This is a genomic window from Nocardia sp. NPDC059229 (genome assembly GCF_042754165.1).
Taxonomy (GTDB): domain Bacteria; phylum Actinomycetota; class Actinomycetes; order Mycobacteriales; family Mycobacteriaceae; genus Nocardia.
In genome coordinates, this window is sequence record NZ_JBHZAK010000038.1 from 1 (window position 1) to 24,320 (window position 24,320).

Genomic DNA, 24,320 nt, shown 5'->3' on the forward strand with positions numbered 1-24,320 from the left:
GGGCACGAGAGTTCCGAGAGGGGGCAGGTATTGCCCGGCGGACCTCCTGCTCGAGGTCATCGGCGCGGGTGCTGGCGTCAGGCATGTTCGGTTGGCCTCGTGCTCGAGGTCATCGGCGCGGGTGCTGGCGTCAGGCATGTTCGGTTGGCCTCGTGCTCGAGGTCATCGATGTGGGCGTTGGTGTCAGCCGTGTTTCGGCGGGCCGACCACTTCGACGGTCGGGGGCTTGCCGTCGGGGTGTTCGCCGCCGTCGCGGTTCATGGCCAGCGCGCCGACGATGGTGCCGCCCAGGGTGGCGGTGACCGCCACTGCCGCAACGAGTTTGCGGCGGGAGACGGGGGAGGTGGCGGGGGCCTCATGGGAGGTGGCGGCCTGGGCCAGGCGAACGCTGCGGATGCTGCGGGCCGATGGCCGTTCGGCGGCCAGCAGGACCGCGCCGCGGGTGGAGACGAATTCGGGTTCGGGATCGTAGATGAGCGGATAGCCCAGCTGCTGTTTCAGCTCGTCCCGGATGCTCTTGTTGCGGGTGCAGCCGCCCAGCAGCGCCATTCCGGCGGGCTGGATGCCGGTCTCGTCGATCATGTGGCGGACGAAGGACGCCGAGTGATGAATGCCCGCTTCGACCAGTTCGGCGAAATCACTGCGGGTGACCACGGTGCGCTGCCCGGTGATCGGGTCGCAGACGGCCAGGACGCGCTCGGAGGCCAGCGCCTCCTTCTGGCGGCGGGTGGTGGCCAGATCCACGGTAACCCCGGCGCGGGTGAGCAGCCAGCGCAGCAGGGCGTCGTGGCCGTCACCACCCAGGACGGTGCTGCGCTTGGTGGCGAGGACGGCATCGTTGCGGCAGTCGATCTGGGTGAGGGTCAGTCCCGACGCGCCCAGGTCGTAGAGCAGGACCGAACCCTCGCTGGGCAGCTTCCGGGTGAATCGGAGATATCGGAGCTGGGCCACCGGCTCATCGATGACCGTGAGGCGGTTGCGGCCCGCGGCGGTGCGAATCGCCTCGGCGTGGGTGGCCGAGCGACAGGTCACGGCGATGCCGGTAATGAATTCGTCGCGCTCGGCGGCCGACTTGCGCATCTGCTGGATGGCCTCGAAGACGGGGTCCTCCATGCCGCGATCACCGGTCCGGCGCAGGACCTTGCAGCGGTCGATGGGAGGCAGGTGAGGCTGGTCGGAGTGGGTGAGCATGGCACGTGCGCCAGCAGCGCCCGCCGACACCCCGAGGACCAGCACCATGCGCTCAATGGTGAACCTTTTGCGAGCCGAATCCAAGACTATGACGCAGGAAATTGGCTGCTGGGTCGCTGACCGGTTACTGACCGGCCCATCGTGTCGGCGAACTACCCGGATCGAAGTCGCCGGCGCTCTGCCGGAACTCCGACAGCAATTGCAGCAGCAATTGCAATCGTTCCGGCGGCAGTCCGGCCTCGGCGAAAACTCGCCGGTTCAGCTCGGTGGTGGCCCTGGCCACCAATTCTCTTCCGGCATCCGTGATTTCGATCAGCGTCGCCCGCCGGTCACTGGGATGTGGCACACGCTTCACCAAGTGCGCCGCCTCCAGCCGGTCCACCGTGTTGGTGACGGAGGTGGGGTGCACCTGCAGGCGGGCGCTGGCCACCGCCATCGGCAGCGCGCCGGTTTTGCTGAAACTCAGCAGCATCAGTAACTCGTACCGGGAGAAGGTCAAACCGGACGGCCGCAGGGCTTCGTCCACCCGCGCCATCACGATTTGCTGCGCCCGCACCAGCGACGTCACCGCCGCCATTCCGTCGGCCACGTCCCCCCAGCCGTGCTCGGTCCACTGACGGTGCGCCTCCTCGATCGGGTCGAGTGGCAGTGGACGTGGTCGAGACATGACCCGATCATCGCACGTCGCGAACCGGTGGGTCGCAGCGCCGAGCCGATCCGCGGGGCGTATACGAATCACGGTGATTCAAAACCTCGGCCGCAGGCCCGATTCGCCGCACTATTGGGTACACCCTGCGGCTGTGTCCGAGTTGGTTAGGAGCAGGCCTGCAAAGCCTGTCACACGGGTTCGAGTCCCGTCGGTCGCTCCATCGGAGAACGCCTCCCGTACCCCGGCGGGAGGCGTTCTCGCATTCAGCTCGCGATCACGCCGGAGAAATCGCGCGACACCACGAAATTGCGGTCGGCGGTCGTGCCCAGCGTGTATTCGGGCAGCAGACCGACGTATTCGCCCCGCGACCGCGTGCTCCAGCGCCGCGCGGCCTCGGTGCGGGTCTTGTAGAAATTCAGCATGTAGCCGCCCTCGTAGAGGCGCAGCAGCGTGTAGCCGCCCGGATATTCCTTGGCCGCCGCCACTTCCAGGAATTCGACCGGAATGGGCAGATCGGGCCGGGTACGGCGGTTGCGATGGGTGTGCCCCGCATGGTGCAGGAAGACGCCTGGCGCGGAGCGGTAGATCGATTGCAGCTCGGCGGCATTCGCGGCATCGAGAATGAAGCTCGGTCCGGCCAGATTGGACCAGCCGGACTCGGTGGTGACCGGGTGATGACCGAAAACGAGTGTGGGACGGTCCGGGTCGCCGGTGAGCTGGTCCCGCAGCTCGTCGAGCTGGGACCGGTCCACAGTGCCGCCCGGGGCGTCGAGCTGGGTGGTGTCCAGGGCGATCAGGCGCAGCTCGCCGACCTCGTAGGCCGCCAATTGCTGTCGGGCGGTGAAGGAATCACCCCAGCAGTCGTAGTGGTCGAGGTACGGGCTGCAGTCCGCGTAGTCCGAGCCCAGGTGCGGGCGGTCGTGATTGCCGCGGGCGGCGAACCAGTCCCGGCCCGGCGCACCCCAGTTCGCGAGGTGGGTGTGGACGCCGCGCACCTGGTCCGGGGTGGCCTCGGCGGTGAGGTCACCGGCGAGCAGCAGATGGTCGACGGCGCGGTCGGGCCGGTGCATATCGTCGAGCAGCGCGGTCAGCATGACCTCGGGATACGGTGCGAGACCGGGCTCCTGGCGCACGCCGCGCGGCAGGCCCGCGGTGATGAGCCCGCTGACCTCCTCGCCGAAGTGAATGTCATTGGACAGGGCGAGGGTTCGCAGTAGCCGGCCCGGCGGCGGCACCAGCGTGGTGAAGACCCCTTGCGCCTCCGGCGTATTCGGCAGGCGGGTGGCGACATTCAGCGCGGGCGCGGCCGCGATGCCCTGGGAACGCGCCTCGAACCGATAGGCGCGACCGGGCTCGAGCCCGGTGACCTCGGCGTAGTGATAGGGGGTCGGCTGCGGGTCGCCGAAGACCTGCCGCAGCCCGGTCCCGTCCGCGGGACCGAGCCAGACCTCGCTACCGGTCTCCACCGGAACAGGGTTGCCGGCGGCGTCCGGGCCCAGCGTCGTCCAGGTGAAGACGGCCGACTGCTCGGTAATGGTGACGACCTCGAGATCGGTCGCCACCAGCGAACCCGGCTGTGCCCGAGCCGGACTCGCCGCCGCCAGCGGCAGGGCCGCGGCCGCCGCCAGCAGGCCCAGTAGCTGCCGCCGGTTCGGGCCGCAGCAGCTCATGACCGTCCTACTTCGCGTCGGTGGAACAGACCTTCCATACGCCGTCTTCCTTGCGCAGGTGTTCATCGGTGGAACGCTTGCTGTCGGCGGTGCCGGGCAGGGTGAGCGTGCCCAGGGTGACGGCCGTGGCGTGGTCGCCGGTGATGGTGATGCCTTGCACCGAATCGACCTTCATGGAGATCTTGCCCTGATCCATGGCCTTCCGCTGGGCCTCGGGCAGCGCGTCGTACTGGGCGCGGTCGCCGGCGCAGGTCTTGCCGACGGCCTGCGACGCGCCGCCGGCGGAGAGCGCGTCGTAGAAATCGCGCACCGCGGTCTCGACGCGCTTGTCGTCGCTCGGTCCGGAGTCCTTGCCGTTCAACGTCACCGCGGTGGCGATGCCACCTCCCACGAGCACCACGGCGGCCACGCCGAGTCCGATGGTCAAGGGGGTACGCCGCTGCAAGCTCATCGAGATCCTTCGACTCCGGCCGATCTTCGGTTGCTGTCCGTCCGGGGCCGTCCCCGGAACGCACGCAGACTACAGCGATTCCGTGTCGATTGGTGGGGTGGCATTTGAACCCGTGACATGGGACGGTACGTTGGTTAGGCAAACCTCATAGACGAGGCTGGGCAAGCGAAAGGACGGTCATGACGGCGGCTCGATGGAAACTGATGTCCGGTGCACTGGCGGCGATCGCGGTGCTCGGCGCGACCACTGCCTGCTCCAGCTCGTCGAAGAACGACAACGAGATCCTGGTCTACAACGCGCAGCACGAATCCCTCACCAAGGAGTGGGTGGACGCGTTCACCAAGGACACCGGCATCAAGGTGACCCTCCGCAATGGCGGTGACACCGACCTGGGCAACCAGATCGTGGCCGAGGGCAAGAACTCGCCCGCCGACGTCTTCCTCACCGAGAACTCCCCGGCCATGGCGCTGGTCGAGAACGCCGGCCTGTTCTCCGACGTCGACAAGGACACCCTCGCGCAGGTGCCCGAGCAGTTCCGCCCGTCCACCGGCAAATGGACCGGAATCGCGGCCCGATCAACCGTTTTCGTCTACAACACCGCCAAACTGCCCGCCGACCAGCTGCCCAAGTCGCTGCTCGACCTGCAACAGCCGCAGTGGAAGGGCAAGTGGAGCGCCGCCCCCGCGGGCGCGGACTTCCAGGCCATCGTGGCCGCGCTGCTGGTCCAGAAGGGCGAGGACGTGACCCGGGCCTGGCTGAAGGGCCTGAAGGACAACGCGGTCATCTCGCAGAACAACACGACAGTCATGAAGGGCGCCAACACCGGTCAGTTCGACGGCGGCGTCATCTACCACTACTACTGGTACCGCGACCAGGCCAAGACCAAGGAGAATAGCGGCAACACCCAGCTGTTCTACTTCAAGAACCAGGACCCGGGGGCCTTCGTCTCCACCTCCGGCGGCGGCGTGCTGAAGTCGAGCAAGAAGCAGGCCAACGCCCAGAAGTTCCTGAACTTCATCACCTCCGAGCAGGGGCAGGCGGTGCTGCGCGACGGTGACTCCATGGAGTACCCGGTGGCCGCCGACGTCGCGGCCAACCCGGCGCTGCCGCCGCTGGCCTCGCTCGACGCGCCCAAGATCGACCCGAGCAAGCTGGACGCCAAGAAGGTCACGCAGCTCATGACCGAGGCGGGTCTGCTCTAACCGTGGCTGTTCGGACCGCTGTACCCACCCGGGCGGCGAAGGACCTGCCCAGCAGGGTCTCTCGGGCACTGACCAGGATGGTCTCGAGCGCATCGGCCATCCGGCCCGGGGCGATCGTCACGATCGCCGCACTGCTCATGGTGGCGGCCACCTTCGTGCCGCTGGGGTACATCGTGTCCACCCTGGTCTCGACCGGATGGCACGAGACCGCGCAGCTGGTGTTCCGCCCGCGGGTGGCCGAATTGCTGCGCAATACGGCCGAACTGGTGGTGCTGACCGTGCCGATCTGCGTGGCGCTGGGCATCGGCCTGGCCTGGATCGTGGAGCGCACCGACGTGCCGGGCGCGGCCTGGTGGGGCCCGATCTTCGCGGCCCCCCTCGCGGTTCCGGCCTTCGTCAACAGCTACGGCTGGGTCAGCGCCATCCCCTCGCTGCACGGGCTCTGGGCGGGGGTGCTCGTCTCGACGGTCTCGTACTTCCCGCTGGTGTACCTCCCGGCGGCGGCCACCCTGCGGCGGCTGGATCCCGCCGTGGAGGAATCGGCCCGGGCTCTCGGCTCCGGGCCCGTCACCGTCTTCGCACGGATCGTGCTGCCGCAGCTGCGGCTGGCGATTCTCGGTGGCGGACTGCTGATCTCGCTGCACCTGCTGGCCGAGTACGGCGCCTTCGCCATGATCCGGTTCGACACCTTCACCACCGCCATCTTCCAGCAGTACCAGTCCAGCTTCGCGGGCGCGGCGGGCAGCACGCTCTCGGGCGTGCTGGTGGTGCTGTGCCTGGTGCTGCTGGCCGGTGAGGCCACCGTGCGCGGCCGGGCCCGCTACGCCCGGATCGGCGGCGGCGCGCAGCGGGGCGCGAACCGGATTCGCCTGGGCCTGACCAAGATTCCCATGATCGCGCTGCTGGCCGCCGCGCTGGCGGCCACGCTGGGCGTGCCGCTGTGGACCATCGGCCGGTGGCTGAAGATCGGCGGCTCGGCGGTGTGGAACACCACCGATATCGGCGAATCCCTCGGTCAGACCATCGGTTTGGCCGCCACCGCCGCGGTGATCACCACCCTGTGCGCCTTTCCGGTGGCCTGGGTCGCGGTGCGCTCCACCTCGCGGTTCGCGCGGATCATCGAGGGGGCCAACTACATCACCAGTTCGCTGCCGGGCATCGTGATCGCGCTGGCGCTGGTGACCGTGTCGATTCGCTGGCTGCCGGCGCTCTATCAGACGGCCGCGACCATCCTGGCCGCCTACACGCTCATGTTCCTGCCGCGCGCGCTGGTGAGCGTGCGTGCCGGGCTGGCGCAGGTACCGGTGGGGCTGGAGGAGGCCTCGCAGGCGCTCGGAAAATCCCCGGCCGCCACCTTCTTCCGCGTCACCCTGCGGCTCACCGCACCCGCGGCGGCCGCGGCGGCGGCCATGGCGTTCGTGGCCGTGGCCACCGAGCTCACCGCCACCCTGCTGCTGGCCCCCAACGGCACCAACACCCTCGCCATGCAGTTCTGGCAGCTGTCGGGCGAATTGGACTACGCGGCCGCCGCGCCGTACGCGCTGATCATGATCATCGTCTCGGTGCCGGTCACCTATCTGCTGTTCACCCAATCCAGGAAGGCGGCGGGACTGTGAGTCGTCTTGTCGTAGACCAGGTTCGCAAGACCTTCGGACAGGCGCCGGTACTCGACGGCATCAGCCTCGACGTCGCCGACGGCAGCGCCACGGCGGTGGTCGGATCCTCCGGATGCGGCAAGACCACGCTGCTGCGGGTGATCGCCGGATTCGAGAACCCGGACGCCGGATCGGTGTCCGTCGGCGGGGAAACCATTACCCGCCAGGGCTTCTCGGTGCCGTCGCACCGGCGCAGAATCGGCTACGTGGCACAGGACGGGGCGCTGTTCCCGCACCTGACCGTGGGGCAGAACATCGCCTACGGGCTCGGCGGGGGACTGGGCGCGCGGCGCAAGCACCGGCAGCATGTCGCCGAACTGCTCGACATGGTCTCGCTCGACCCGTCCTACGCGGATCGGCGGCCGCATCAGCTCTCCGGCGGCCAGCAACAGCGCGTCGCCCTGGCCCGCGCCCTGGCCCGCAAGCCCGATCTCATGCTGCTGGACGAGCCCTTCAGCGCCCTGGACACCGGACTCCGCGCCGCCACCCGGCAGGCCGTCGCCGAGACCCTGCGCGCCGCGGGCATGACCAGCATCCTGGTCACCCACGATCAGGAGGAGGCACTGTCCTTCGCCGATCAGGTCGCGGTCATGTGCTCGGGGCGGTTCACCCAGGTCGGCACCCCGGAGCAGGTGTACGCCGCCCCCGCGGACCTGTTCACGGCCGGATTCCTCGGCGACACAGTGCTTCTCGACGCCACCATCGGCACGGAGACCGCTCAGACCGTGCTCGGCCGCATCCCGGTGCAGGTGAATGCGCCGACCGGTGCGGGCGCGGTGATGATGCGGCCCGAACAGCTGCTGGCCCGGGCGGCCACCGACGGTCACGCCGGCTGCGCCACCGTGCGCGCCCTCGAGTTCCGGGGTGCGGATGTCCTGCTCACCCTCGACCTCGACGGCTGCCCCGAACCTGTCCAGGTGCGCCGGGTGAGCGTGGACGCGCCCACGGTCGGCGACCGGGTCGAGCTCGAAGTCCTCGGCGCGGCAGTCGCTTTCACCGCCGAGCAGTGCGCCGCCGCCGGCCGGGCAACCGGTGCGGCCGCCGTGAGCCGGGTCGGCGCGGTCTCCGCGGTCTGAGCAATCGGCCCGTCCGGCCGGTCGGAATATGACCGATCGAACCGGGGAGTCCCTATAGTGGCGCGGAGGCCGAATCGTCGGCCGCAGAGGCGAACTGCCTCAGCTCGTCCCGAAGGAGACAAGGTGCGCCGCACGCTGCTCGTCACATCCGCTCTCGCCGCCGCGTGCGCCCTGGCCCCGCTCGCGTCCGCGGAACCGCCCGCCGATCCCGCGGTGAAGGTGCAGGCGGTCTACGGCCCCGAGCAGTTCCCCATGGCGGGCGTGGCCGTCGACATCGCGCCCTGCGGCGGCGGCGCGAATGTGGCGACTCTCACCACCGGCGTCGACGGCACGGCCGTCTACAACGGCGCGCTCGGCTGCTACCGGGTTCAGGTCAGCACCCCGATCGGCTGTGCGCTGGACAGTGATCCGGCCGTTCAGGTCACCTCGGTGCCGGGCGTCACCCCGCCGGCGATCTTCCGTTTCCGCTGCGCCTGACGTCTCTGGGGCCCGCTCCCCGGCCCGCCGAAGGACTGTGACCGACTCCACTTCTCAGGGTTCCCACATACCGCAGCTGTTAATGTCGCGAGAGATAGCTGCTCGTTATTGCTGTAACGCGGAAGGCGTCGCATCACCGAGGGAGTAGGTGACGAAATGGGCGCGAGGTTCGCGTTGGCAGACCCGCCGGGCAGGACCGCGCCCCTGGCGCTGCGACGCTACGCGGTTCCGATCGAGGCGATGGCCGCCCTGCTGGGCGCGGCGGTGGCCGGACTGCTGCTCATGGCCCCCCTCGATCTGGGCTGGACCTCCGAAGGCCCGGTGCTGCAGTTGGACCTGCTGGTGCTGAACATGCCGCGCGCGGCCGCCGCCGGCGCGGCATTCGCGGTGGTCTCGGCGGCGCTGGTGGTCGCGCTCGGGCACAAGACGGCCTGGATCGCCTCGAGCGGCAGCGCGGTGGTGCTGGTGATCGACCAGCTGTGGAACCGGGACGCGGCGATCCCGGGAAATCTGACCACCGCCAACTACATCGACTCCATCTTCAGTGGCATCCTGCTCGGGGCGCTCGCGGTCGCGGTATTCGGCAAACCCATCGCGACGGGCGCGTACCTGATCGGCGCCCTGTCCGCGATCCTGATCGCCGACCAGACCTCGCTGCCGCCCGGGGGCGGCCGGGGCAATCCGCTCACCGAATGGGCGTCGAGCGGAACGCCACCGGTGTGGCTGGTCGTGCTGGCCGGTGCGCTGCTGGTCGCGGGTATCGCCGTCCAGCAGCCGGAACCGGCGGGCGAACACGAGAACACCGATCTGGCGATGGGCCCGATCCTGTCCGCGCTGATCCTGGTCACCGCGACCACACTGTCGACGCAGTGGTTCGTGCAGCACGCCGGCACCGTCGCGCAGGCCGGGGTGGCCGCGGCCATCACCATCGGCGCGGCGCTGGTCGCGGCGCTGCTGCTGCCCGGGCGCGAGGGCACCCTGGTGCTGCTGGCGGTGGCGGTGGCCAATGCGGGCAGCGCGATCATCGCGGTGCCCCGGCCGGATTGGACCGCGCCGTTCCCGGTCCTGGCCGTGGTGGCCGGGCTGGTGGTGGGACGCCGATGGCGTGCGCCCTGGATCGCGCTGGCCGCGACCGCCGGGCTGGCGGTCTTCGCGGCCGGCACCGCGGGCATCGCGCACCAGTACGCGGTGATCCCGGTGCTCGGTGTGATCCTCACCGCGCTGGCCATCGGCTTCTGCTTCGGCGCGGCGGTCCCGAAGACCGCCGGCAGCGCCGTGGTGGCGCTCGCCGTACTGGTGGTGCCGTGCCTGGTGGTGGCGCTGCGGGGCAGCAGCTTCGGCCGGGTCGCCTACTCGCCGCGCTGGTATCGGGATCCGCACGGGGCGGTCTCCGCGGTGCCCGGCACGGTGGCCCTGGTGATCACCCTGGGCTGCGCGGCCGGGCTGTACCTGCTGTGGCGGATCCGATCCCCGCGGGCCGTGGCCGCGCCGGAACCCGCTCTCCCGCCACGGGTGATCGTCATGCCCGATGGGGCGCGGAACGTCTTGCCGCAGGGCTAGTCTGGCCGCATGGCCGACAAGTCACCGGTGGACCCGACGATCGATCTCCTGGAACGGGCCGTCGCCCAGATCGGCGATGTCATCGCCGCCGTCACCCCGGACCAGGCAGCCCTGCCGACTCCGTGCGAGGACTGGCACGTACGCGGGCTGCTGGACCACATCGTGGGCCAGATCCTGCGCGACTTCACCATCGCCGCGCGCGGCGAGATGCCCGACTGGGGCGCACCGCCCGACCAGGTCGGCGCGGACTGGGCCGCCGAGTTCCGCACCCGCGCGCAGCCGCTGCTCGAGACGTGGCGCGCCGCCGATCCGGAGCGGCTGGTGCCCGGCATGGGCGGGGAGGCCCCGCTGCGCGGTCGCGCCGATCAGCAGATCACCGAATTCGCCATGCACGCTTGGGATCTCACCCGGGCCACCGGTCAGGGCCGCACCCTGGATCCGGAGCTCGCCGAGCATGGCCTGGCCTGGTCCAAGCAGCTGCTGAAGCCCGAATTCCGCGGTCCCGGAAAGGCTTTCGGGCACGAGGTGCCGATCGCCGCCGACGCGCCCGCCTACGACCGGCTGGCCGCCTGGTTCGGCCGCGATCCGGGCTGGACGCCCGCGGCCTGACCGCCTACCGGCCGAACCGGGTATCCACCCAGGCCAGTGCGTCATTGAACGACGCGTCGAGCACGCCGCGGTGGTCTGCGTCCGGATAGCTGTGGTACTGCACCGGCTGACCGCCCGCGCGCTGCTGCACCACCATGGCGTCGGTGGCGAGCGCCGGCACCGTGGTGTCGGCGCGACCCTGCAATACCAGCAGCGGCTGCGTGAAAGTCAGTGCGCTGGGGTCGTTTTCGTTCAACACCCCGATCAGTGCGGAGATGTCCCCGTCACGGTTGAAGACGTCGTCGGCGGTGAGGCCGCCCCACGAATCCTGTTGCCGCAGCTGGCCGATGCATCCGGCGTCGGCTCGAGCGAGCATGGATTGCGCACGAGGCGTGAGGAATCGGGCCGGATCCAGCGGTGTGACCGTCTGTGCGCCGCGAATGATCAAGGGCAGGAACGATATCGCGCTGCCGGTGAGTGGGGGCAGGGCGCCCGCTACGCCCGCGGTGGTGGCCAGCTGCGACACCTGCAGTCCGATGCCCTGATGGGAGGCGGGCGCGAGCGCCACCGAACCCAGCAGCTGCAGCTCCGGGGCCCACTGCTGGGCCTGGGCATCGGTGAAGATGGCGGCCTGCCCGCCCTGGGAGTGGCCCATGGCCACCCAGCGGACCCCGATATCCGGGTCGACTTCCCGTGCGGCCCTGGCCATATCGGTGACGGCACGCTGTTCGGCGGTGCCGATCAGATAGCCGTGCGGACCGGGCGTGCCCAGCCCCTGATAGTCGGTCTGGGCCACCGCGTACCCGGCCGCGATCCAGCGCTCCTGCAGGCGGCGCACCAGCGAGGTGTAGTCGTGGGCGGGGAAGCCGGGGGAGGTGTCCTGGGAGGGCGCGCAGACATCGGCGACGCCGGTGGTGCCGTGCGCCCAGGAGATCAGCGGCCAGCCGCCCGGCGGCGGGGTGCTGTCCGGGACCGCGAGGGTGCCCGACACCGCGACCGGATTGCCCTGCATGTCGACCGAGCGGTACAGCACCAGGTAGTTGCGCGCGCCCGCGAGAGCGGGATCGCCTGTGAGAGGCCGCAATTGGATGACCGATCCGGGGGTGCCCGGGACCCGGTCCGCGGCCGGGAAGTAGAACGACGCCTCGGTCGCCTCCTCCGGCGCCACCGGGGTGGCGGCGGCCGGCGCGGCCAGGCTCAGGGCCGCGATCGCGGCCGCCAGGGCCGTGGTGAATCCCCCGGCGAGCGGGCGTGAGACGCGACGCTGCGGCTGTTCTGCACGGGCGCTCTCGTTGTCCGACACCTCTCAGAACATACCGGCGCGTTCGTGTTTCACATGGAAAGCAGGGCCGTTCGCACTGCGAATGAGTCGGCTGTGTGGGCGGTGCGCACAGACGGCTACAGCGGGCGTATCGGGGATCGATCGAAAACGGATCGCGGATCTATGAATTCGCCCCCGCACCATTCCGATCGGCAGAAGCCCAACCGGATCCAGCAGAATGCGAGCCCCGCCCATGTCCACCGCGTACCACATCGTCACCGTCCTGGCCGCCCTCTGGGTGGGCTTCTCGGCCGTCTCCCTGCTGCGCAAGGCCAAGTTCGTGGCCGAGCCCCTCGTCGAGTACGGCGTCCCCGAATCCTGGTGGCCGTGGCTGGGCCTGGCCAAGGCGGCCGGCGCCATCGGCCTGATCGCCGGGCTGTTCTACCCGCCGCTCGGCGTCGCGGCCGCCATCGGCATCGTGCTGTACTTCACCGGCGCCATCATCACCATCGTCCGCGCCAAGTCCTACGGCCACGTCCCGTTCCCCACGCTCTACATGGTCCCGGTGATCGCGGCCATGGCCCTGGAATACGCGGCCTGACCGCCTAGTGCGTCGCGGCGTCGCGCCGGTCGTATTCCATACGCGCCGACTCGATTTCTCCGATGTGCCCATACGCCCAGGCCCCAGGGTTATTACCGAGATCAATTCCAGCGCAGGGGAATTCGACATCATCCTGGAGTCGGTCGGCGGCGGCACCTTCGCCGCGGCCCTGGCCGTGGCCTGAAACTCTGGCAGTAGCCCGAAAACGCGCTCGCGGTGTCCGGCTGCCTCCTGCGCAACCGGACACCGCGATGCACAGCTACTACCTTTGCTCCCGAGTCCTCGAATCGGAATCCCAATCGGTCACGATGGCACGATAAGTCAGTCATTCGGTGCTGAAACGGCCCGCCGCCTCCACGAACGAGTAAGGCCCCGACCGTGATCCACGGTCGGGGCCTTACTGTGGTGCCCTCGGCAGGATTCGAACCTGCGGCCTTCTGCTCCGGAGGCAGACGCTCTATCCCCTGAGCTACGAGGGCGGGGATGGTCCCGTCCGGTCTCCCGGTCGGGCTGGGACAGCGTATCGCATCGCTCGCGCTGCGCCAAAAACGAACACGGACCGGGCGTTTCTGTGCCCGGCCCGTGTTCGTCGGAGGTGCTGGTTCAGTTCATCGGCAGGGGTGCGACCTTGCGCTCGGCCAGCATCTGGGTCATCAGATCGGCCTCGCTCTTCTGGGTCTTGGCCATGCTCTCGGCCAGCGAGCGCACCGCGTCGGTGTCGGCGCGCTGAGCGGCGTACTCGATCATCGGCATGCCGCCCTGGTGGTGACGCAGCATGAGCTGCAGGTACAGCGCATCCAGGGCCGGACCGGTGGCCTGGCCCAGGGCGGCCATCTCCTGGTCAGAGGCCATACCGGGCATGGTCTGCACCGCGCCGGAGTGCATGGCGGTGCCGGAATGCTCATGCGTGGACATGTCCGTCATCCAGCCCATGTAGCCGTCGGGGGAGATGAGCGATTTGTTCCACTGCTGCAGCCAGCCCTGCATGCGGCCGGCCTGATTGGCCTGCGTGGTCAGGATGTCGTAGGCGAGCCGCTTCACCGCCGGGTCCGTGGTCCCCGACAGTGCGACGCCCGACATCTGCACCGCCTGCGCGTGATGCACCGACATGTCCTGGGAGAAGCCGACATCCACCGCGCCCGGCGTCTCCGGGCCGTGGTGCATGGCATTGCCCACAAGCAGTCCGGCCATGAAACCGATGAGCAGCACCGCGACCACCCCGATCGCCAGCAGGGCGGGCTGCTGATTGCGGCGTGTTTGCGGCACCGGTTCGGCGGCGGGATCGGGCTCGGAGCTGCGATCTGGGATGTCGGACATGAACGGCGGCACTACTGGGTCGGAGCCGGCTGATCCGGCTGGGTCGGGCCGTCGGTCGGGGCCGGGATGGTCGGGATGCCGCCGGGCAGGCTCGTGCCATCGGTGGGCAGACCCGGCACGCCGTTGGGGAGACCCGGGATACCGCCGGCTGGCATGCCCGGAATACCGCTGCCGCCACCCAGCTCGCTCGCATCCTGCTGCAGGCCCTTGCCGTCCATCGGCACCGCGTCGGGGCCGGGCGGGGTCGGGTCGAAGGCCGGCGGGTTGTCGGTGTTGAAGGTCGGGTTCGCGCAGTCCGCGCCGACCTCCGGGTAGGCGTACTGGTTCAGGCGCAGCGCGGTGATGAACTCGCCGACGCGCTTGTCGTCGGCGCTGTTCAGCTTCAGCTGGTGACCCCACGACTGCAGGGAGATCGGGGTGTCCAGGCCGGGGTAGGGCGACATCAGGCTGTAGGGCTTGCCCTTCACCTTCGACTTCAGAGTGTCGATGCCGGCCTGATCGACCTTGTCCGGGTTGTAGGCGATCCAGATCGCGCCGTGCTCGAGCGAGTGCACCGCGTTCTCGGTGCGGATCGCCTTGGCGTACACCACGCCGGTGCAGGCCGCCCACGAGCCGTCGTGCGGACCGCCGAAGGGCGGGGACTGGTCGTAGTTCACGCGCTGGGTGGCCGCGACGTGCATGCCCGCCGCGTAGTCCTTCTTCACCACGCCCGGAATCTGATCCGAGGGATCCTTCTTCTGGGCGGACGGCGTGTACTTGTCCTGCTCCTGCTTGTCCTGGATCTTGGGCACCAGCACCCAGGCGATGCCGCCGATGAGGGCGAGGATGCAGACCACGGCCCCGATCATGAGCCACGGAATCTGACGCTTGCCGCCCAGGCTGCCCCCGCGACCGCCCTTCCTGGACGATCCGGCCGACTTGCCCGCGGCCTTGATGGCCTTGGCCGACTTGGCACTGGTCTTGCTCGGCATGCTTGTTGTGCTCTTTTCGACGTGTCGGACAATCAAACGACGCGGCCGCATCGTTTGCTGGGCACCTGCCCGGTGGTGCCCGCTCGCGGCGTTCACCTGCTCAGACCATAGGATAGTGACTCGTGACTCCAGCTGACCTTGCAGATCTCCTTCGTGCTACCGCGGCGAAGGTACTTGTCGAACGCGGATCAGACCCTGCGATCCTGCCCGACGAGGTCAAGGTGGAGCGTCCCCGCAACCCCGAGCACGGTGACTATGCCACGAATGTGGCCATGCAGGTAGGCAAGAAGGCGGGAATGAACCCCCGCGATTTCGCGACGTTGCTGGCAGAGGCGCTGTCGGCCGCCGAGGGCGTCGAGGCCGCCGAGGTCGCGGGACCCGGCTTCCTGAATATTCGCCTGGCCAAGGCCGCGCAGGGCGCGATCGTCGAGAAGATCCTCGAGGCCGGTGCGAAGTTCGGCACCGCGGACGCTCTCGGGGGCACGAAGATCAACCTCGAATTCGTCTCCGCCAACCCGACGGGCCCGATCCACCTGGGTGGAACCCGCTGGGCCTCGGTCGGCGACGCGCTCGGCCGGATCCTGGCGGCCCAGGGCGCGGACGTGACCCGCGAGTACTACTTCAACGATCACGGCGCGCAGATCGACCGCTTCGCCAACTCGCTGGTGGCCGCCGCGCTGGGACAGCCGACCCCCGAGGACGGTTACGCGGGCGCGTATATCAACGAGATCGCCGACACCGTCGTGAAGGCCAACCCGGGTGTGCTGGAACTCCCGGAGGCCGAGCGGCACGAGCTGTTCCGCCGCGAGGGTGTCGAGCTCATGTTCGCGCACATCAAGCAGACGCTGCACGACTTCGGCACCGACTTCGACGTGTACTTCAACGAGAGTTCGCTGTTCGCCTCCGGCGCGGTCGAGCAGGCCATCGAGACGCTGAAGGCGTCCGGCAAGCTGTACGAGAAGGACGGCGCCTGGTGGATCGCCTCCACCGAATACGGCGACGACAAGGACCGCGTCGTCATCAAGAGCGACGGCAAGTCCGCCTACATCGGCGGTGACATCGCCTACTTCCAGAACAAGCGCTCGCGCGGTTTCGATCTGTGCATCTACATGCTCGGTGCGGACCACCACGGCTACATCGGCCGTCTCAAGGCCGCCGCGGCCGCGTTCGGCGACAACCCGGACACCGTCGAGGTGCTCATCGGCCAGATGGTGAACCTGGTGAAAGATGGTGCCGCCGTTCGCATGTCGAAGCGCGCGGGCACCGTCGTCACCCTCGACGACCTGGTCGAGCAGATCGGAGTGGACGCGGCGCGGTACTCGCTGGTGCGCTCCTCGGTGAACTCCAGCATCGACATCGACCTGGACCTGTGGACCCGGCAGGACAGTGAGAACCCGGTCTACTACGTGCAGTACGCGCACGCGCGCACCAACCAGATCCTCGGCAACGCGGCAGCGTTCGACTACGCCTCGGTCACACCGGATTTCGCGCTGCTGACCGATGACCGCGAGGGCGCGCTCATCCGCACGCTGGGCGAGTACCCGCGCGTGGTGGCGACCGCCGCCGAGATGCGGGAGCCGCACCGGGTCGTGCGCTACCTCGAGGAACTCGCCGGGGCCTACCACCCCTTCCAGTCCGACAAGACGCTGCGCGTCATCCCGCAGGGCGACGACGTGGTCACCCCGCTCAATGCCGCTCGCCTCGAGCTGGTCAAAGCCACCCGTCAGGTTCTCGCCAACGGCCTCGGCCTCCTAGGCGTCAGTGCACCGGAGCGTATGTAGATGAGTGCCCACCCCGCAGGACCCCGCCATGCGGACATCCCGCACGCGCCCACGCTCGCCGAGCGTCCCAGCGCACCGGCGCAGATGATCGAACTGCCCGCGAATGTGTGGCCGCGCAATGCCGCTCGCGACGCCGACGGCGTGGTGCGGCTGGCGGGCGTGCCGGTGCACGAGCTGGCCGCCGAGTACGGCACCCCGCTGTTCGTGATCGACGAGGACGACTTCCGCTCCCGCTGCCGGGACATGGTCCGCGCCTTCGGTGACGGCGCGCGAGTCCACTACGCCTCCAAGGCATTCCTGTGCGGCGAGGTCGCCCGCTGGATCCGTGACGAGGGCCTGCACCTGGACGTGTGCTCCGGCGGCGAGCTGTCGGTGGCGCTGCACGCCGGCTTTCCGGCCGAGCGGATCGCCCTGCACGGCAACAACAAATCGGTGCCCGAGCTGGAAATGGCGGTCGGGGCGGGCGTCGGCGACGTGGTCGTCGACTCGCTGATCGAGATCGAGCGCCTGGAGGCGGTGGCCAAGCGCGCCGGCAAGGTGGTGGACGTGCTGATCCGCGTCACCGTCGGCGTGGAGGCCCACACCCACGAGTACATTTCGACCGCGCACGAGGACCAGAAGTTCGGCTTCTCCATCGCCGGCGGCGACGCCATGCAGGCCATCGCCCGGGTCTTCGAGTCCGACAATCTGCGCCTGGTCGGCCTGCACTCGCACATCGGCTCGCAGATCTTCGAGATCGACGGCTTCGAGATCTCCACCCGCCGCATGCTGGGCCTGCTGCGCGAGGTCGCCGACAAGTTCGGCATGGAACGCGCCGAACAGATGCGCGTGCTGGATCTCGGTGGCGGCCTGGGCATTTCGTACCTGCCGCACGAGGATCCGCCGGCCCTGGACGGCTTCGCCGCCAACCTGCGCCGCATCGTGGCCGAGGAGGCCGAGCGGGCCGGGCTGCCGGTGCCGACCATCGCGGTCGAGCCGGGCCGCGCCATCGCCGGCCCCGGCACCGTCACCCTCTACGAGGTCGGCACCATCAAAGATGTTGTGCTCGACGGTGGTAATCGCCGACGCTATGTGAGCGTCGACGGCGGCATGAGCGACAACATCCGTCCCGCCCTGTACCAGGCCGAGTACGACTGCCGCCTGGTCTCGCGCTCCAGCGAGGCCGGTCCGGTGGTCGCGCGAGTGGTCGGAAAGCATTGCGAGAGTGGGGATATCGTCATCCGCGACACCTGGCTCCCGGCCGATGTGGGCCCGGGCGACCTGGTGGCGGTGGCCGCGACCGGCGCGTACTGCTACTCGATGTCGAGCCGCTACAACATGCTCACCCGGCCCGCGGTGGTCGCGGTGCGAGATGGCAAGGCGCGCTTGATCCTTCGCCGTGAAACGGTGGAGGACCTACTCAGCTTGGAGGTGAAGGCATGACCGAGAACAGAAACGGCGGCGTGTGGGGACAGGATCATCCCATTGGCGTGGCCGTCCTCGGCATGGGCACGGTCGGCACCGAGGTGGTCCGCATCATTCGTGACCACGCCGACGACCTGTGCAACCGGGTCGGCGCTCCGGTCGTGCTGCGCGGTGTCGCGGTGCGCGACCTGAGCAAGGACCGCGGCCTGCCCGCCGAGCTGGTCACCACCGATGCCGAGGCCCTCGTCACCCGCGACGACGTGGACATCGTGGTCGAGGTCATGGGCGGCATCGACCCGGCCCGCGACCTGATCAAGTCCGCGCTCACCAAGGGCAAGTCGGTGATCACCGCGAACAAGGCGCTGCTCGCCGATTACACCGGCGAGCTGGCCGCCGCGGCCGAATCCAACCGTGCCGACCTGTACTTCGAGGCCGCCGTCGCCGGGGCCATCCCGGTGATCCGCCCGCTCATCCAGTCGCTGTCCGGCGACCGGGTCAACCGCGTGGTCGGCATCGTCAACGGCACCACCAACTTCATCCTCTCGGCCATGGCCGAGACCGGCGCGGACTACGGCGACGTGCTGGCCGAGGCCACCCGCCTGGGCTACGCGGAGGCCGACCCGACCGCCGATGTCGAGGGCTACGACGCCGCCGCCAAGGCCGCCATCCTCGCCTCCGTGGCCTTCCACACCCGCGTCACCTCCGGTGATGTGTACCGCGAGGGCATCTCCAAGATCACCTCCGAGGATCTGGAGACCGCGGCGGCCGTGGGCTGCACCGTGAAGCTGCTGGCCATGGCCGAGCGCGTCACCGACGACGGCGGCAAGGAGAAGATCTCCGTGCGCGTCTACCCCGCCCTCATCCCGCGCAAGCACCCGCTGGCCGCGGTCAACGGCGCGTTCAACGCCGTGGTCGTGGAGGCCGAGAACGCCGGCCGGCTGATGTTCTACGGTCAGGGCGCCGGCGGCGCGCCGACGGCCTCGGCCGTCATGGGCGATCTGGTGATGGCGGCGCGCAACAAGTTCTACGGTGGCCGCGCTCCGGGCGAATCGGTCTATGCTGAGCTGCCGATCGCTTCGATCGGCGACACCCCGACCCGCTACCACGTGAACCTGCAGGTGGCCGACCGCACCGGTGTCCTGGAAGCGGTCGCCGGGGAATTCGCCAAGCACAGTGTGAGCATCTCGACGGTCCGTCAGGAAGGCCACGACGTCGGCGCTCGCCTGGTCGTGGTGACCCACCATGCGCAGGAATCCGCGCTTGCGGATACCGTTGCCGCATTGGCCGAACTGGACTCCGTCACGTCCGTGACCAGTGTTCTGAGATTGGAAGGCACCGAGGAATGAGTGCAACCGCACGCGCGACAGCCGTGCATACGCCGTGGCCGGGTCTGATCGACGCCTACCGCGATCGGCTCGCGATTCCCGCTGACTGGGAAGCCGTCACTCTCTTCGAGGGCGGCACCCCGCTGGTGCCCGCGCATCACCTCTCCGAGCTGACCGGCTGTGAGGTGTATCTCAAGGTCGAGGGCGCGAACCCGACCGGTTCCTTCAAGGACCGCGGCATGACCATGGCCATGACGGATGCGAAGTACAACGGCAAGACCGCCGTGCTGTGCGCCTCCACCGGCAACACCTCGGCCTCGGCCGCGGCGTACGCCACCCGCGCCGGTCTGCACTGCGCGGTGCTGATCCCGTCGGGCAAGATCGCCATGGGCAAGCTGGCCCAGGCGGTCATGCTGGGCGCGAAGATCATTCAGGTGGACGGCAACTTCGACGACTGTCTCGAGCTGGCCCGCAAGGTCACCGCGGACTTCCCCGAGGTCGGCCTGGTGAACTCGGTCAACCCGGCCCGCATCGAGGGCCAGAAGACCGCGGCCTTCGAAATCGTGGACGCGCTGGGCAAGGCGCCCGATGTGCACGTGCTGCCGGTCGGCAATGCGGGCAATATCACCGCGTACTGGAAGGGCTACAGCGAGTACCACGCCGACGGCATCACCGGCTCGCGCCCGCGCATGCTGGGTGTGCAGGCCGCCGGCGCCGCGCCGCTGGTCAACGGCGCTCCGGTCGCGAACCCGGAGACCGTGGCCACCGCCATCCGGATCGGCGCGCCCGCGTCGTGGAACGGCGCCATGAACGCCAAGACGGAATCGGGCGGCGCGTTCCGCGCGGCCACCGACGAGGAGATCCTGGCCGCGTATCACCTGGTCGCGGCCAAGGAGGGCGTGTTCGTGGAGCCCGCTTCCGCCGCTTCGGTGGCCGGTCTGCTGGCCGCGCGCGCCGAGGGCTGGCTGGATTCCGGCCTCACCGTGGTCTGCACGGTGACCGGCAACGGCCTCAAGGATCCGGACAACGCGCTCAAGGGCATGCCCGAGGTGACGCCGATCGCGGTCGACCCGGTCGCCGTCGCCCACGAACTCGAGCTGGCCTGAGTTGAATTCTCGTGACGCTCAGCTCATGACGCGGACGCTGCCCGCCGGAATCTCCGTCACCGTGCGGGTTCCGGCGTCGAGCGCCAACCTGGGCCCGGGTTTCGATTCCCTCGGAATCGCTTTGGGGCTGTACGACGAGATCACGGTGTCCACCACCGACTCCGGGCTGACCATCAGGGTGGAGGGCGAGGGCGCCGACGATGTGCCCTGGGGCCCTTCGCATCTGGTGGTGCGCGCCGTCGAGCGCGGCCTGCAGGCCGCGGGTGTCTGGGCCGACGGCCTGGACGTGGTGTGCCGCAACGTGATTCCGCACTCGCGGGGCATGGGCTCGTCGGCGTCGGCCGCGGTGGGCGGCCTGGCGGCCGGGCGCGGGCTGGCCGCGAAGTTCGATCCGGAGCTGGCCTACGGCGATGACGTGCTGGTCCAGCTGGCCGGAGAATTTGAAGGCCACCCGGATAATTCGTCCGCCAGCATCCTGGGCGGATTCGTGGTGTGCTGGACGGAAACCGACCGTTCGGCGGACGAAAACGGCAGTGCCGACGCGCATCACGCCCGCCTGTACCGTGCGGTGCGGCTGGAGCCGCATCCCTCGCTGCGGCCCGTGGTGCTCATTCCCGAGGAGCGTTCCGCCACCGCGCACACCCGCGGCCTGCTCCCGGAGACGGTTCCGCACGTGGACGCGGCCTTCAATGCCAGCCGGTCCGCGCTCGCGGTAGTTGCCTTGACGCAGCGGCCCGACCTGCTGCTTCCCGCCACGGCCGACCGGCTACACCAGGGCTACCGCGCCTCGGCGCTGCCGCTCACCACCAAATGGGTGGAGCGGTTGCGTGCCGCGGGCATCGCGGCCACCGTGTCGGGCGCGGGCCCGACCGTGCTCGCCTTCGCGACCAGCGAATTCCCCGAAGAACTGCGTGAACTCGCCATCGCGGACGGCATGCGCGTTCTCGAGCCGGGCATCGCCGGCGGCGTCTCGGTGGATTGACAGCGCGCCTGCCTTGCCGATGCAAAAGGTGGGAGCTATCCTGAGCGAGTCCGTACATCGTGCGCGTCAGACGCCGGTGCTTCATCAGGGCAAATCGCTCCAGAGGCTCCTTGCTCAGGCTCGAGGCTTGAGGCTCGAAACTTGGGGGTAGCCAGTCAACTGGAATGATCTCTCCCACCTTGTCAGTTGGATGAGCACCAGCACTCGGTGGCGAAGCCCACGTGGTGGCAACCCCACCGGCCCGGCGAGACAGGCGATACGGCATCCGAGTCCGGCACGTGACCGGACTGCAGGAGGAACCCTCGAACAGGCACACGGCGGTCGAGGGAAGGAAAGGATTTCCGTGACAGATACGGACCTGCTCGCGACACCCGGGACGGATAGTGATTCAGCGTCCTCGGGTAGCCGCGAAAGTGACTCCGGACAGATTTCGAAGATGAGCGAACAAACTGACGTCGCACGATCGGGGCTGACTGGAATGTTGTTGCCGCAGTTGCGTGCGCTTGCGGGAGAGCTCGGTATCCGAGGCACTTCCGGGATGCGTAAGGGTGATCTCATCGCCGCTATCAAGGAGAACCAGGCCGGGGGCGCCAAGCCTGTTGCCGCCACCGGCGGCAAGCCCACGCGGAACGCGAAGGCCAAGGCCGAGGACGCGTCGAACGGCGGAGAGTCCGTGTCGGCCCCCGCGCGCGAGGTGAAGAAGGCCGCTGCTGTTGCCGACTCCGCTCCGGCCACTGCCGAGGTGAAGGCGGAGGCGAAGGCCGGCCACGCGGACAAGGTCGAAGCGCGCAAGGCCGACACCGAGTCGCGCCAAAACGCTTCGGAGACTCGCGAATCCAAGCGCGAGGAGGGCGAGAACGCCCGCGCCGAAGGCGGCGACGACAGCCGGGACGGCGGCCAGCGCGGCCGCGGTCGCCAGCGCCGGGGCCGCGAGCAGCGTGGCGCCGCCACCGCCGAGACCACCGCCGAGGCTCCTGCCGCCGACAAGGGCGAGCAGGAGGGCGGCGAGCGCCGTCGCGAGCGTGGCAACCAGGGCGATCGCCAGGGCGAGCGTCGCGACCAGGGTGAGCGCAGCAGTCAGCGCGGCGACCAGGGTGAGCGCAACCAGCAGAGCCAGAACGGTGCCGGCCGCGGCAACCAGCGCGATGATCGCGGCGGTGACGACGAGGAAGGCGGCCGCGGCCGCCGGGGTCGTCGCTTCCGTGAGCGTCGTCGCGGGCGGGACCGCGAGGGCGGCGCCACCGGTGGCGAGGCCCGCGAGATGGAGATCCGCGAGGACGACGTCCTGCAGCCGGTCGCCGGCATCCTCGACGTGCTCGACAACTACGCGTTCGTCCGCACCTCCGGCTACCTGGCCGGCCCGAACGACGTGTACGTCTCGATGAACCTGGTCCGCAAGAACGGCCTGCGCCGCGGTGACGCCATCACCGGTGCGGTCCGCGCCCCGCGCGACGGCGATCAGAGCAACCAGCGGCAGAAGTTCGATCCGCTGGTGCGGTTGGACACGGTCAATGGCGCGGACATCGAAAGTGCCAAGCGCCGACCGGAATTCAACAAGCTGACCCCGCTGTACCCGAACCAGCGACTGCGGCTGGAGACCCAGCCGAACAAGCTGACCACGCGCATCATCGATCTGATCATGCCGATCGGTAAGGGCCAGCGCGCGCTGATCGTGTCCCCGCCCAAGGCGGGTAAGACCACGATCATGCAGGACATCGCGAACGCGATCTCGGTGAACAACCCGGAGTGCTACCTGATGGTGGTGCTGGTGGACGAGCGTCCCGAGGAAGTGACCGATATGCAGCGCTCGGTGCGCGGCGAGGTCATCGCCTCCACGTTCGACCGGCCGCCGAGCGACCACACCTCGGTCGCCGAGCTCGCCATCGAGCGCGCCAAGCGCCTGGTGGAGCAGGGGCAGGACGTCGTCGTGCTGCTCGACTCGATCACCCGATTGGGCCGTGCGTACAACAACTCGTCCCCGGCCTCGGGCCGAATCCTTTCCGGTGGTGTGGATTCCACCGCGCTGTACCCGCCCAAGCGGTTCCTCGGCGCGGCCCGCAATATCGAGAACGGCGGTTCGCTCACCATCATCGCCACCGCGATGGTGGAGACCGGTTCCACCGGTGACACGGTCATCTTCGAGGAGTTCAAGGGCACGGGTAACGCCGAGCTCAAGCTCGACCGCAAGATCGCCGAGCGCCGCGTGTTCCCGGCGGTCGACGTCAACCCGTCCGGCACCCGCCGCGACGATCTGCTGATGTCGCCCGACGAGGCCGCGGTCCTGCACAAGCTGCGCCGCGTGCTCTCCGGCCTGGATTCACATCAGGCCATCGACCTGCTGGTCGACCGGTTGAAGAAGACCAAGAGCAATGTCGAATTCCTGATGACGGTCTCCAAGACCGCCCCGGGCGCACTCGACGAATGACGAAAACGAAACGGGGGCTCCGCACCGGCGGAGCCCCCGTTTTCGTTTCGAAAGCGCGACAACTGATTTCGTGCCGATGAGGGTAACTCGCCGGGTACGCCCGAAACTCGAGGGGCTACGGACCGGCGGCACGGGTCGGGACTCTCGCGGCACTCGGCCGTCCGCTGAAGTTTCGGGGAGGCGGGGGAGTAGAAGAACAGTCCGATCAGCGCGCCGCCGGCGATCATGAAGCCGAGAATGAGCGCGGTCACGGCACCGGACACGTCCGCTGCCGTGACCGCTGTGTAGGTGAGGGTGGCGTCCCCCCGCGGCGGGATGGGGGTCGGGTTCAGCGGACCCACCGCATTGCCGGACTCTCCGGGAGCCATCCACCAGCCCGCTACCGCCAGCAGCGTCAGTGTGATCAGGATCGCCCCCGCGGCGAGCTCCGCGCGCCGCCGGTCTGCTCTCCCGGCCTCGGCGTGCACGGTGACGGGGGACGGACCCCCGATCGTCGCGTCCTTCCTGGTCACTGCCGTCCTTCCGATGGTCGCGGGACTCTCACCTGGACAAACTCTATGAACATGAGTGTTCGTAGTCCTGAGTAGCGAGCTACTCGACTTCCAGCCTCACTGGAATACCCGGAATA

Annotated in this window: 20 protein-coding genes and 2 tRNA genes; 14 read left to right on the forward strand and 8 right to left on the reverse strand. The window is 69.1% G+C overall.

The genetic code is table 11. From position 1 onward, the window contains the following. Positions 1-183: 183 nt before the first annotated feature. A complete protein-coding gene (locus ACFXHE_RS41630; protein WP_379390854.1) occupies positions 184-1,239 on the reverse strand; it encodes a hypothetical protein in 1,056 nt (351 codons plus the stop codon). A gap of 76 nt (positions 1,240-1,315) precedes the next feature. Then, entirely contained in the window at positions 1,316-1,858 is a 543-nt protein-coding gene (locus ACFXHE_RS41635) for a MarR family transcriptional regulator (protein WP_354849479.1), read from the reverse strand. Between the two features lie 127 nt (positions 1,859-1,985). Here ACFXHE_RS41635 and ACFXHE_RS41640 point away from each other — a divergent pair. Next, positions 1,986-2,060: transfer RNA gene (locus ACFXHE_RS41640), tRNA-Cys, on the forward strand. A gap of 43 nt (positions 2,061-2,103) precedes the next feature. Here the strand turns inward: ACFXHE_RS41640 and ACFXHE_RS41645 are convergent. Both ACFXHE_RS41645 and ACFXHE_RS41650 read right to left on the reverse strand, forming a co-directional pair. Continuing rightward, the gene (locus ACFXHE_RS41645) at positions 2,104-3,510 is read right to left on the reverse strand and encodes a metallophosphoesterase (RefSeq protein ID WP_379390856.1); all 1,407 of its coding nucleotides are present in this window, start codon (positions 3,508-3,510) and stop codon (positions 2,104-2,106) included. Positions 3,511-3,517: 7 nt separating this feature from the next. Further along, entirely contained in the window at positions 3,518-3,961 is a 444-nt protein-coding gene (locus ACFXHE_RS41650; protein WP_379390858.1) for a hypothetical protein, read from the reverse strand. A gap of 179 nt (positions 3,962-4,140) precedes the next feature. Here ACFXHE_RS41650 and ACFXHE_RS41655 point away from each other — a divergent pair, with 179 nt between their 5' ends. The 6 genes from ACFXHE_RS41655 to ACFXHE_RS41680 all read left to right on the forward strand — a co-directional run bounded on the left by ACFXHE_RS41655 (position 4,141) and on the right by ACFXHE_RS41680 (position 10,540). Continuing rightward, complete coding sequence (locus ACFXHE_RS41655) at positions 4,141-5,163, forward strand: iron ABC transporter substrate-binding protein (RefSeq protein WP_379390860.1); 1,023 nt, start codon at positions 4,141-4,143, stop codon at positions 5,161-5,163. 77 nt (positions 5,164-5,240) lie between these two features. Further along, complete coding sequence (locus tag ACFXHE_RS41660; RefSeq protein WP_379390862.1) at positions 5,241-6,779, forward strand: ABC transporter permease; 1,539 nt, start codon at positions 5,241-5,243, stop codon at positions 6,777-6,779. Continuing rightward, positions 6,776-7,894, forward strand: a complete 1,119-nt coding sequence (locus tag ACFXHE_RS41665) for an ABC transporter ATP-binding protein (RefSeq protein ID WP_379390864.1) — start codon at positions 6,776-6,778, stop codon at positions 7,892-7,894. The genes ACFXHE_RS41660 and ACFXHE_RS41665 overlap by 4 nt, the downstream gene beginning before the upstream one ends. Positions 7,895-8,017: 123 nt before the next feature. Then, the gene (locus ACFXHE_RS41670) at positions 8,018-8,371 is read left to right on the forward strand and encodes a hypothetical protein (RefSeq protein ID WP_379390866.1); all 354 of its coding nucleotides are present in this window, start codon (positions 8,018-8,020) and stop codon (positions 8,369-8,371) included. Between the two features lie 156 nt (positions 8,372-8,527). After that, positions 8,528-9,931: a hypothetical protein gene (locus ACFXHE_RS41675; RefSeq protein WP_379390868.1), complete on the forward strand. Its 1,404-nt coding sequence runs from the start codon at positions 8,528-8,530 to the stop codon at positions 9,929-9,931. A 9-nt stretch (positions 9,932-9,940) separates the two neighbouring features. After that, entirely contained in the window at positions 9,941-10,540 is a 600-nt protein-coding gene (locus ACFXHE_RS41680; protein ID WP_379390870.1) for a TIGR03086 family metal-binding protein, read from the forward strand. A gap of 4 nt (positions 10,541-10,544) precedes the next feature. On the opposite strand, the gene ACFXHE_RS41685 is transcribed toward ACFXHE_RS41680, so the two are convergent. Then, on the reverse strand, positions 10,545-11,822 hold the full coding sequence (locus ACFXHE_RS41685) for an alpha/beta hydrolase family protein (RefSeq protein WP_379390872.1): 1,278 nt from the start codon (positions 11,820-11,822) through the stop codon (positions 10,545-10,547). A 211-nt stretch (positions 11,823-12,033) separates the two neighbouring features. Here ACFXHE_RS41685 and ACFXHE_RS41690 point away from each other — a divergent pair, with 211 nt between their 5' ends. After that, entirely contained in the window at positions 12,034-12,381 is a 348-nt protein-coding gene (locus ACFXHE_RS41690) for a DoxX family protein (RefSeq protein ID WP_379390874.1), read from the forward strand. Between the two features lie 403 nt (positions 12,382-12,784). On the opposite strand, the gene ACFXHE_RS41695 is transcribed toward ACFXHE_RS41690, so the two are convergent. The 3 genes from ACFXHE_RS41695 to ACFXHE_RS41705 all read right to left on the reverse strand — a co-directional run bounded on the left by ACFXHE_RS41695 (position 12,785) and on the right by ACFXHE_RS41705 (position 14,669). After that, a tRNA-Arg gene (locus ACFXHE_RS41695) sits at positions 12,785-12,860 on the reverse strand. 124 nt (positions 12,861-12,984) lie between these two features. Continuing rightward, positions 12,985-13,698: a DUF305 domain-containing protein gene (locus tag ACFXHE_RS41700; protein WP_379390876.1), complete on the reverse strand. Its 714-nt coding sequence runs from the start codon at positions 13,696-13,698 to the stop codon at positions 12,985-12,987. 11 nt (positions 13,699-13,709) lie between these two features. Next, the gene (locus tag ACFXHE_RS41705) at positions 13,710-14,669 is read right to left on the reverse strand and encodes a DUF3105 domain-containing protein (RefSeq protein ID WP_379390878.1); all 960 of its coding nucleotides are present in this window, start codon (positions 14,667-14,669) and stop codon (positions 13,710-13,712) included. A 122-nt stretch (positions 14,670-14,791) separates the two neighbouring features. On the opposite strand from ACFXHE_RS41705, the gene argS reads away from it, so the two are divergent. The 6 genes from argS to rho all read left to right on the forward strand — a co-directional run bounded on the left by argS (position 14,792) and on the right by rho (position 23,692). Further along, entirely contained in the window at positions 14,792-16,450 is a 1,659-nt protein-coding gene (gene argS, locus ACFXHE_RS41710; RefSeq protein ID WP_379390880.1) for an arginine--tRNA ligase, read from the forward strand. Next, positions 16,451-17,872, forward strand: coding sequence for a diaminopimelate decarboxylase (lysA, locus tag ACFXHE_RS41715; RefSeq protein WP_379390882.1), 1,422 nt, complete (start codon positions 16,451-16,453; stop codon positions 17,870-17,872). Further along, the gene (locus ACFXHE_RS41720) at positions 17,869-19,200 is read left to right on the forward strand and encodes a homoserine dehydrogenase (protein ID WP_379390884.1); all 1,332 of its coding nucleotides are present in this window, start codon (positions 17,869-17,871) and stop codon (positions 19,198-19,200) included. The genes lysA and ACFXHE_RS41720 overlap by 4 nt, the downstream gene beginning before the upstream one ends. Continuing rightward, on the forward strand, positions 19,197-20,285 hold the full coding sequence (gene thrC, locus ACFXHE_RS41725; protein ID WP_379390886.1) for a threonine synthase: 1,089 nt from the start codon (positions 19,197-19,199) through the stop codon (positions 20,283-20,285). Before ACFXHE_RS41720 ends, thrC begins: the two co-directional genes overlap by 4 nt. A 25-nt stretch (positions 20,286-20,310) precedes the next feature. After that, entirely contained in the window at positions 20,311-21,267 is a 957-nt protein-coding gene (gene thrB, locus ACFXHE_RS41730) for a homoserine kinase (protein ID WP_379390888.1), read from the forward strand. Between the two features lie 343 nt (positions 21,268-21,610). Further along, positions 21,611-23,692, forward strand: a complete 2,082-nt coding sequence (gene rho / locus ACFXHE_RS41735; protein ID WP_379390890.1) for a transcription termination factor Rho — start codon at positions 21,611-21,613, stop codon at positions 23,690-23,692. Positions 23,693-24,320: the final 628 nt, after the last annotated feature.

Excerpts from the sequence above, each read along its gene's own strand:
- ACFXHE_RS41675 (WP_379390868.1), top strand. The coding sequence starts at position 8,528 with ATGGGCGCGAGGTTCGCGTTGGCAGACCCGCCGGGCAGGACCGCGCCC.
- ACFXHE_RS41700 (WP_379390876.1), bottom strand. The coding sequence starts at position 13,698 with ATGTCCGACATCCCAGATCGCAGCTCCGAGCCCGATCCCGCCGCCGAA.
- thrC (WP_379390886.1), top strand. The coding sequence starts at position 19,197 with ATGAGTGCAACCGCACGCGCGACAGCCGTGCATACGCCGTGGCCGGGT.
- ACFXHE_RS41720 (WP_379390884.1), top strand. The coding sequence starts at position 17,869 with ATGACCGAGAACAGAAACGGCGGCGTGTGGGGACAGGATCATCCCATT.
- ACFXHE_RS41650 (WP_379390858.1), bottom strand. The coding sequence starts at position 3,961 with ATGAGCTTGCAGCGGCGTACCCCCTTGACCATCGGACTCGGCGTGGCC.
- ACFXHE_RS41645 (WP_379390856.1), bottom strand. The coding sequence starts at position 3,510 with ATGAGCTGCTGCGGCCCGAACCGGCGGCAGCTACTGGGCCTGCTGGCG.
- ACFXHE_RS41705 (WP_379390878.1), bottom strand. The coding sequence starts at position 14,669 with ATGCCGAGCAAGACCAGTGCCAAGTCGGCCAAGGCCATCAAGGCCGCG.
- ACFXHE_RS41655 (WP_379390860.1), top strand. The coding sequence starts at position 4,141 with ATGACGGCGGCTCGATGGAAACTGATGTCCGGTGCACTGGCGGCGATC.
- ACFXHE_RS41680 (WP_379390870.1), top strand. The coding sequence starts at position 9,941 with ATGGCCGACAAGTCACCGGTGGACCCGACGATCGATCTCCTGGAACGG.
- thrB (WP_379390888.1), top strand. The coding sequence starts at position 20,311 with ATGACGCGGACGCTGCCCGCCGGAATCTCCGTCACCGTGCGGGTTCCG.
- ACFXHE_RS41660 (WP_379390862.1), top strand. The coding sequence starts at position 5,241 with ATGGTCTCGAGCGCATCGGCCATCCGGCCCGGGGCGATCGTCACGATC.
- ACFXHE_RS41690 (WP_379390874.1), top strand. The coding sequence starts at position 12,034 with ATGTCCACCGCGTACCACATCGTCACCGTCCTGGCCGCCCTCTGGGTG.
- lysA (WP_379390882.1), top strand. The coding sequence starts at position 16,451 with ATGAGTGCCCACCCCGCAGGACCCCGCCATGCGGACATCCCGCACGCG.
- ACFXHE_RS41630 (WP_379390854.1), bottom strand. The coding sequence starts at position 1,239 with ATGGTGCTGGTCCTCGGGGTGTCGGCGGGCGCTGCTGGCGCACGTGCC.
- ACFXHE_RS41635 (WP_354849479.1), bottom strand. The coding sequence starts at position 1,858 with ATGTCTCGACCACGTCCACTGCCACTCGACCCGATCGAGGAGGCGCAC.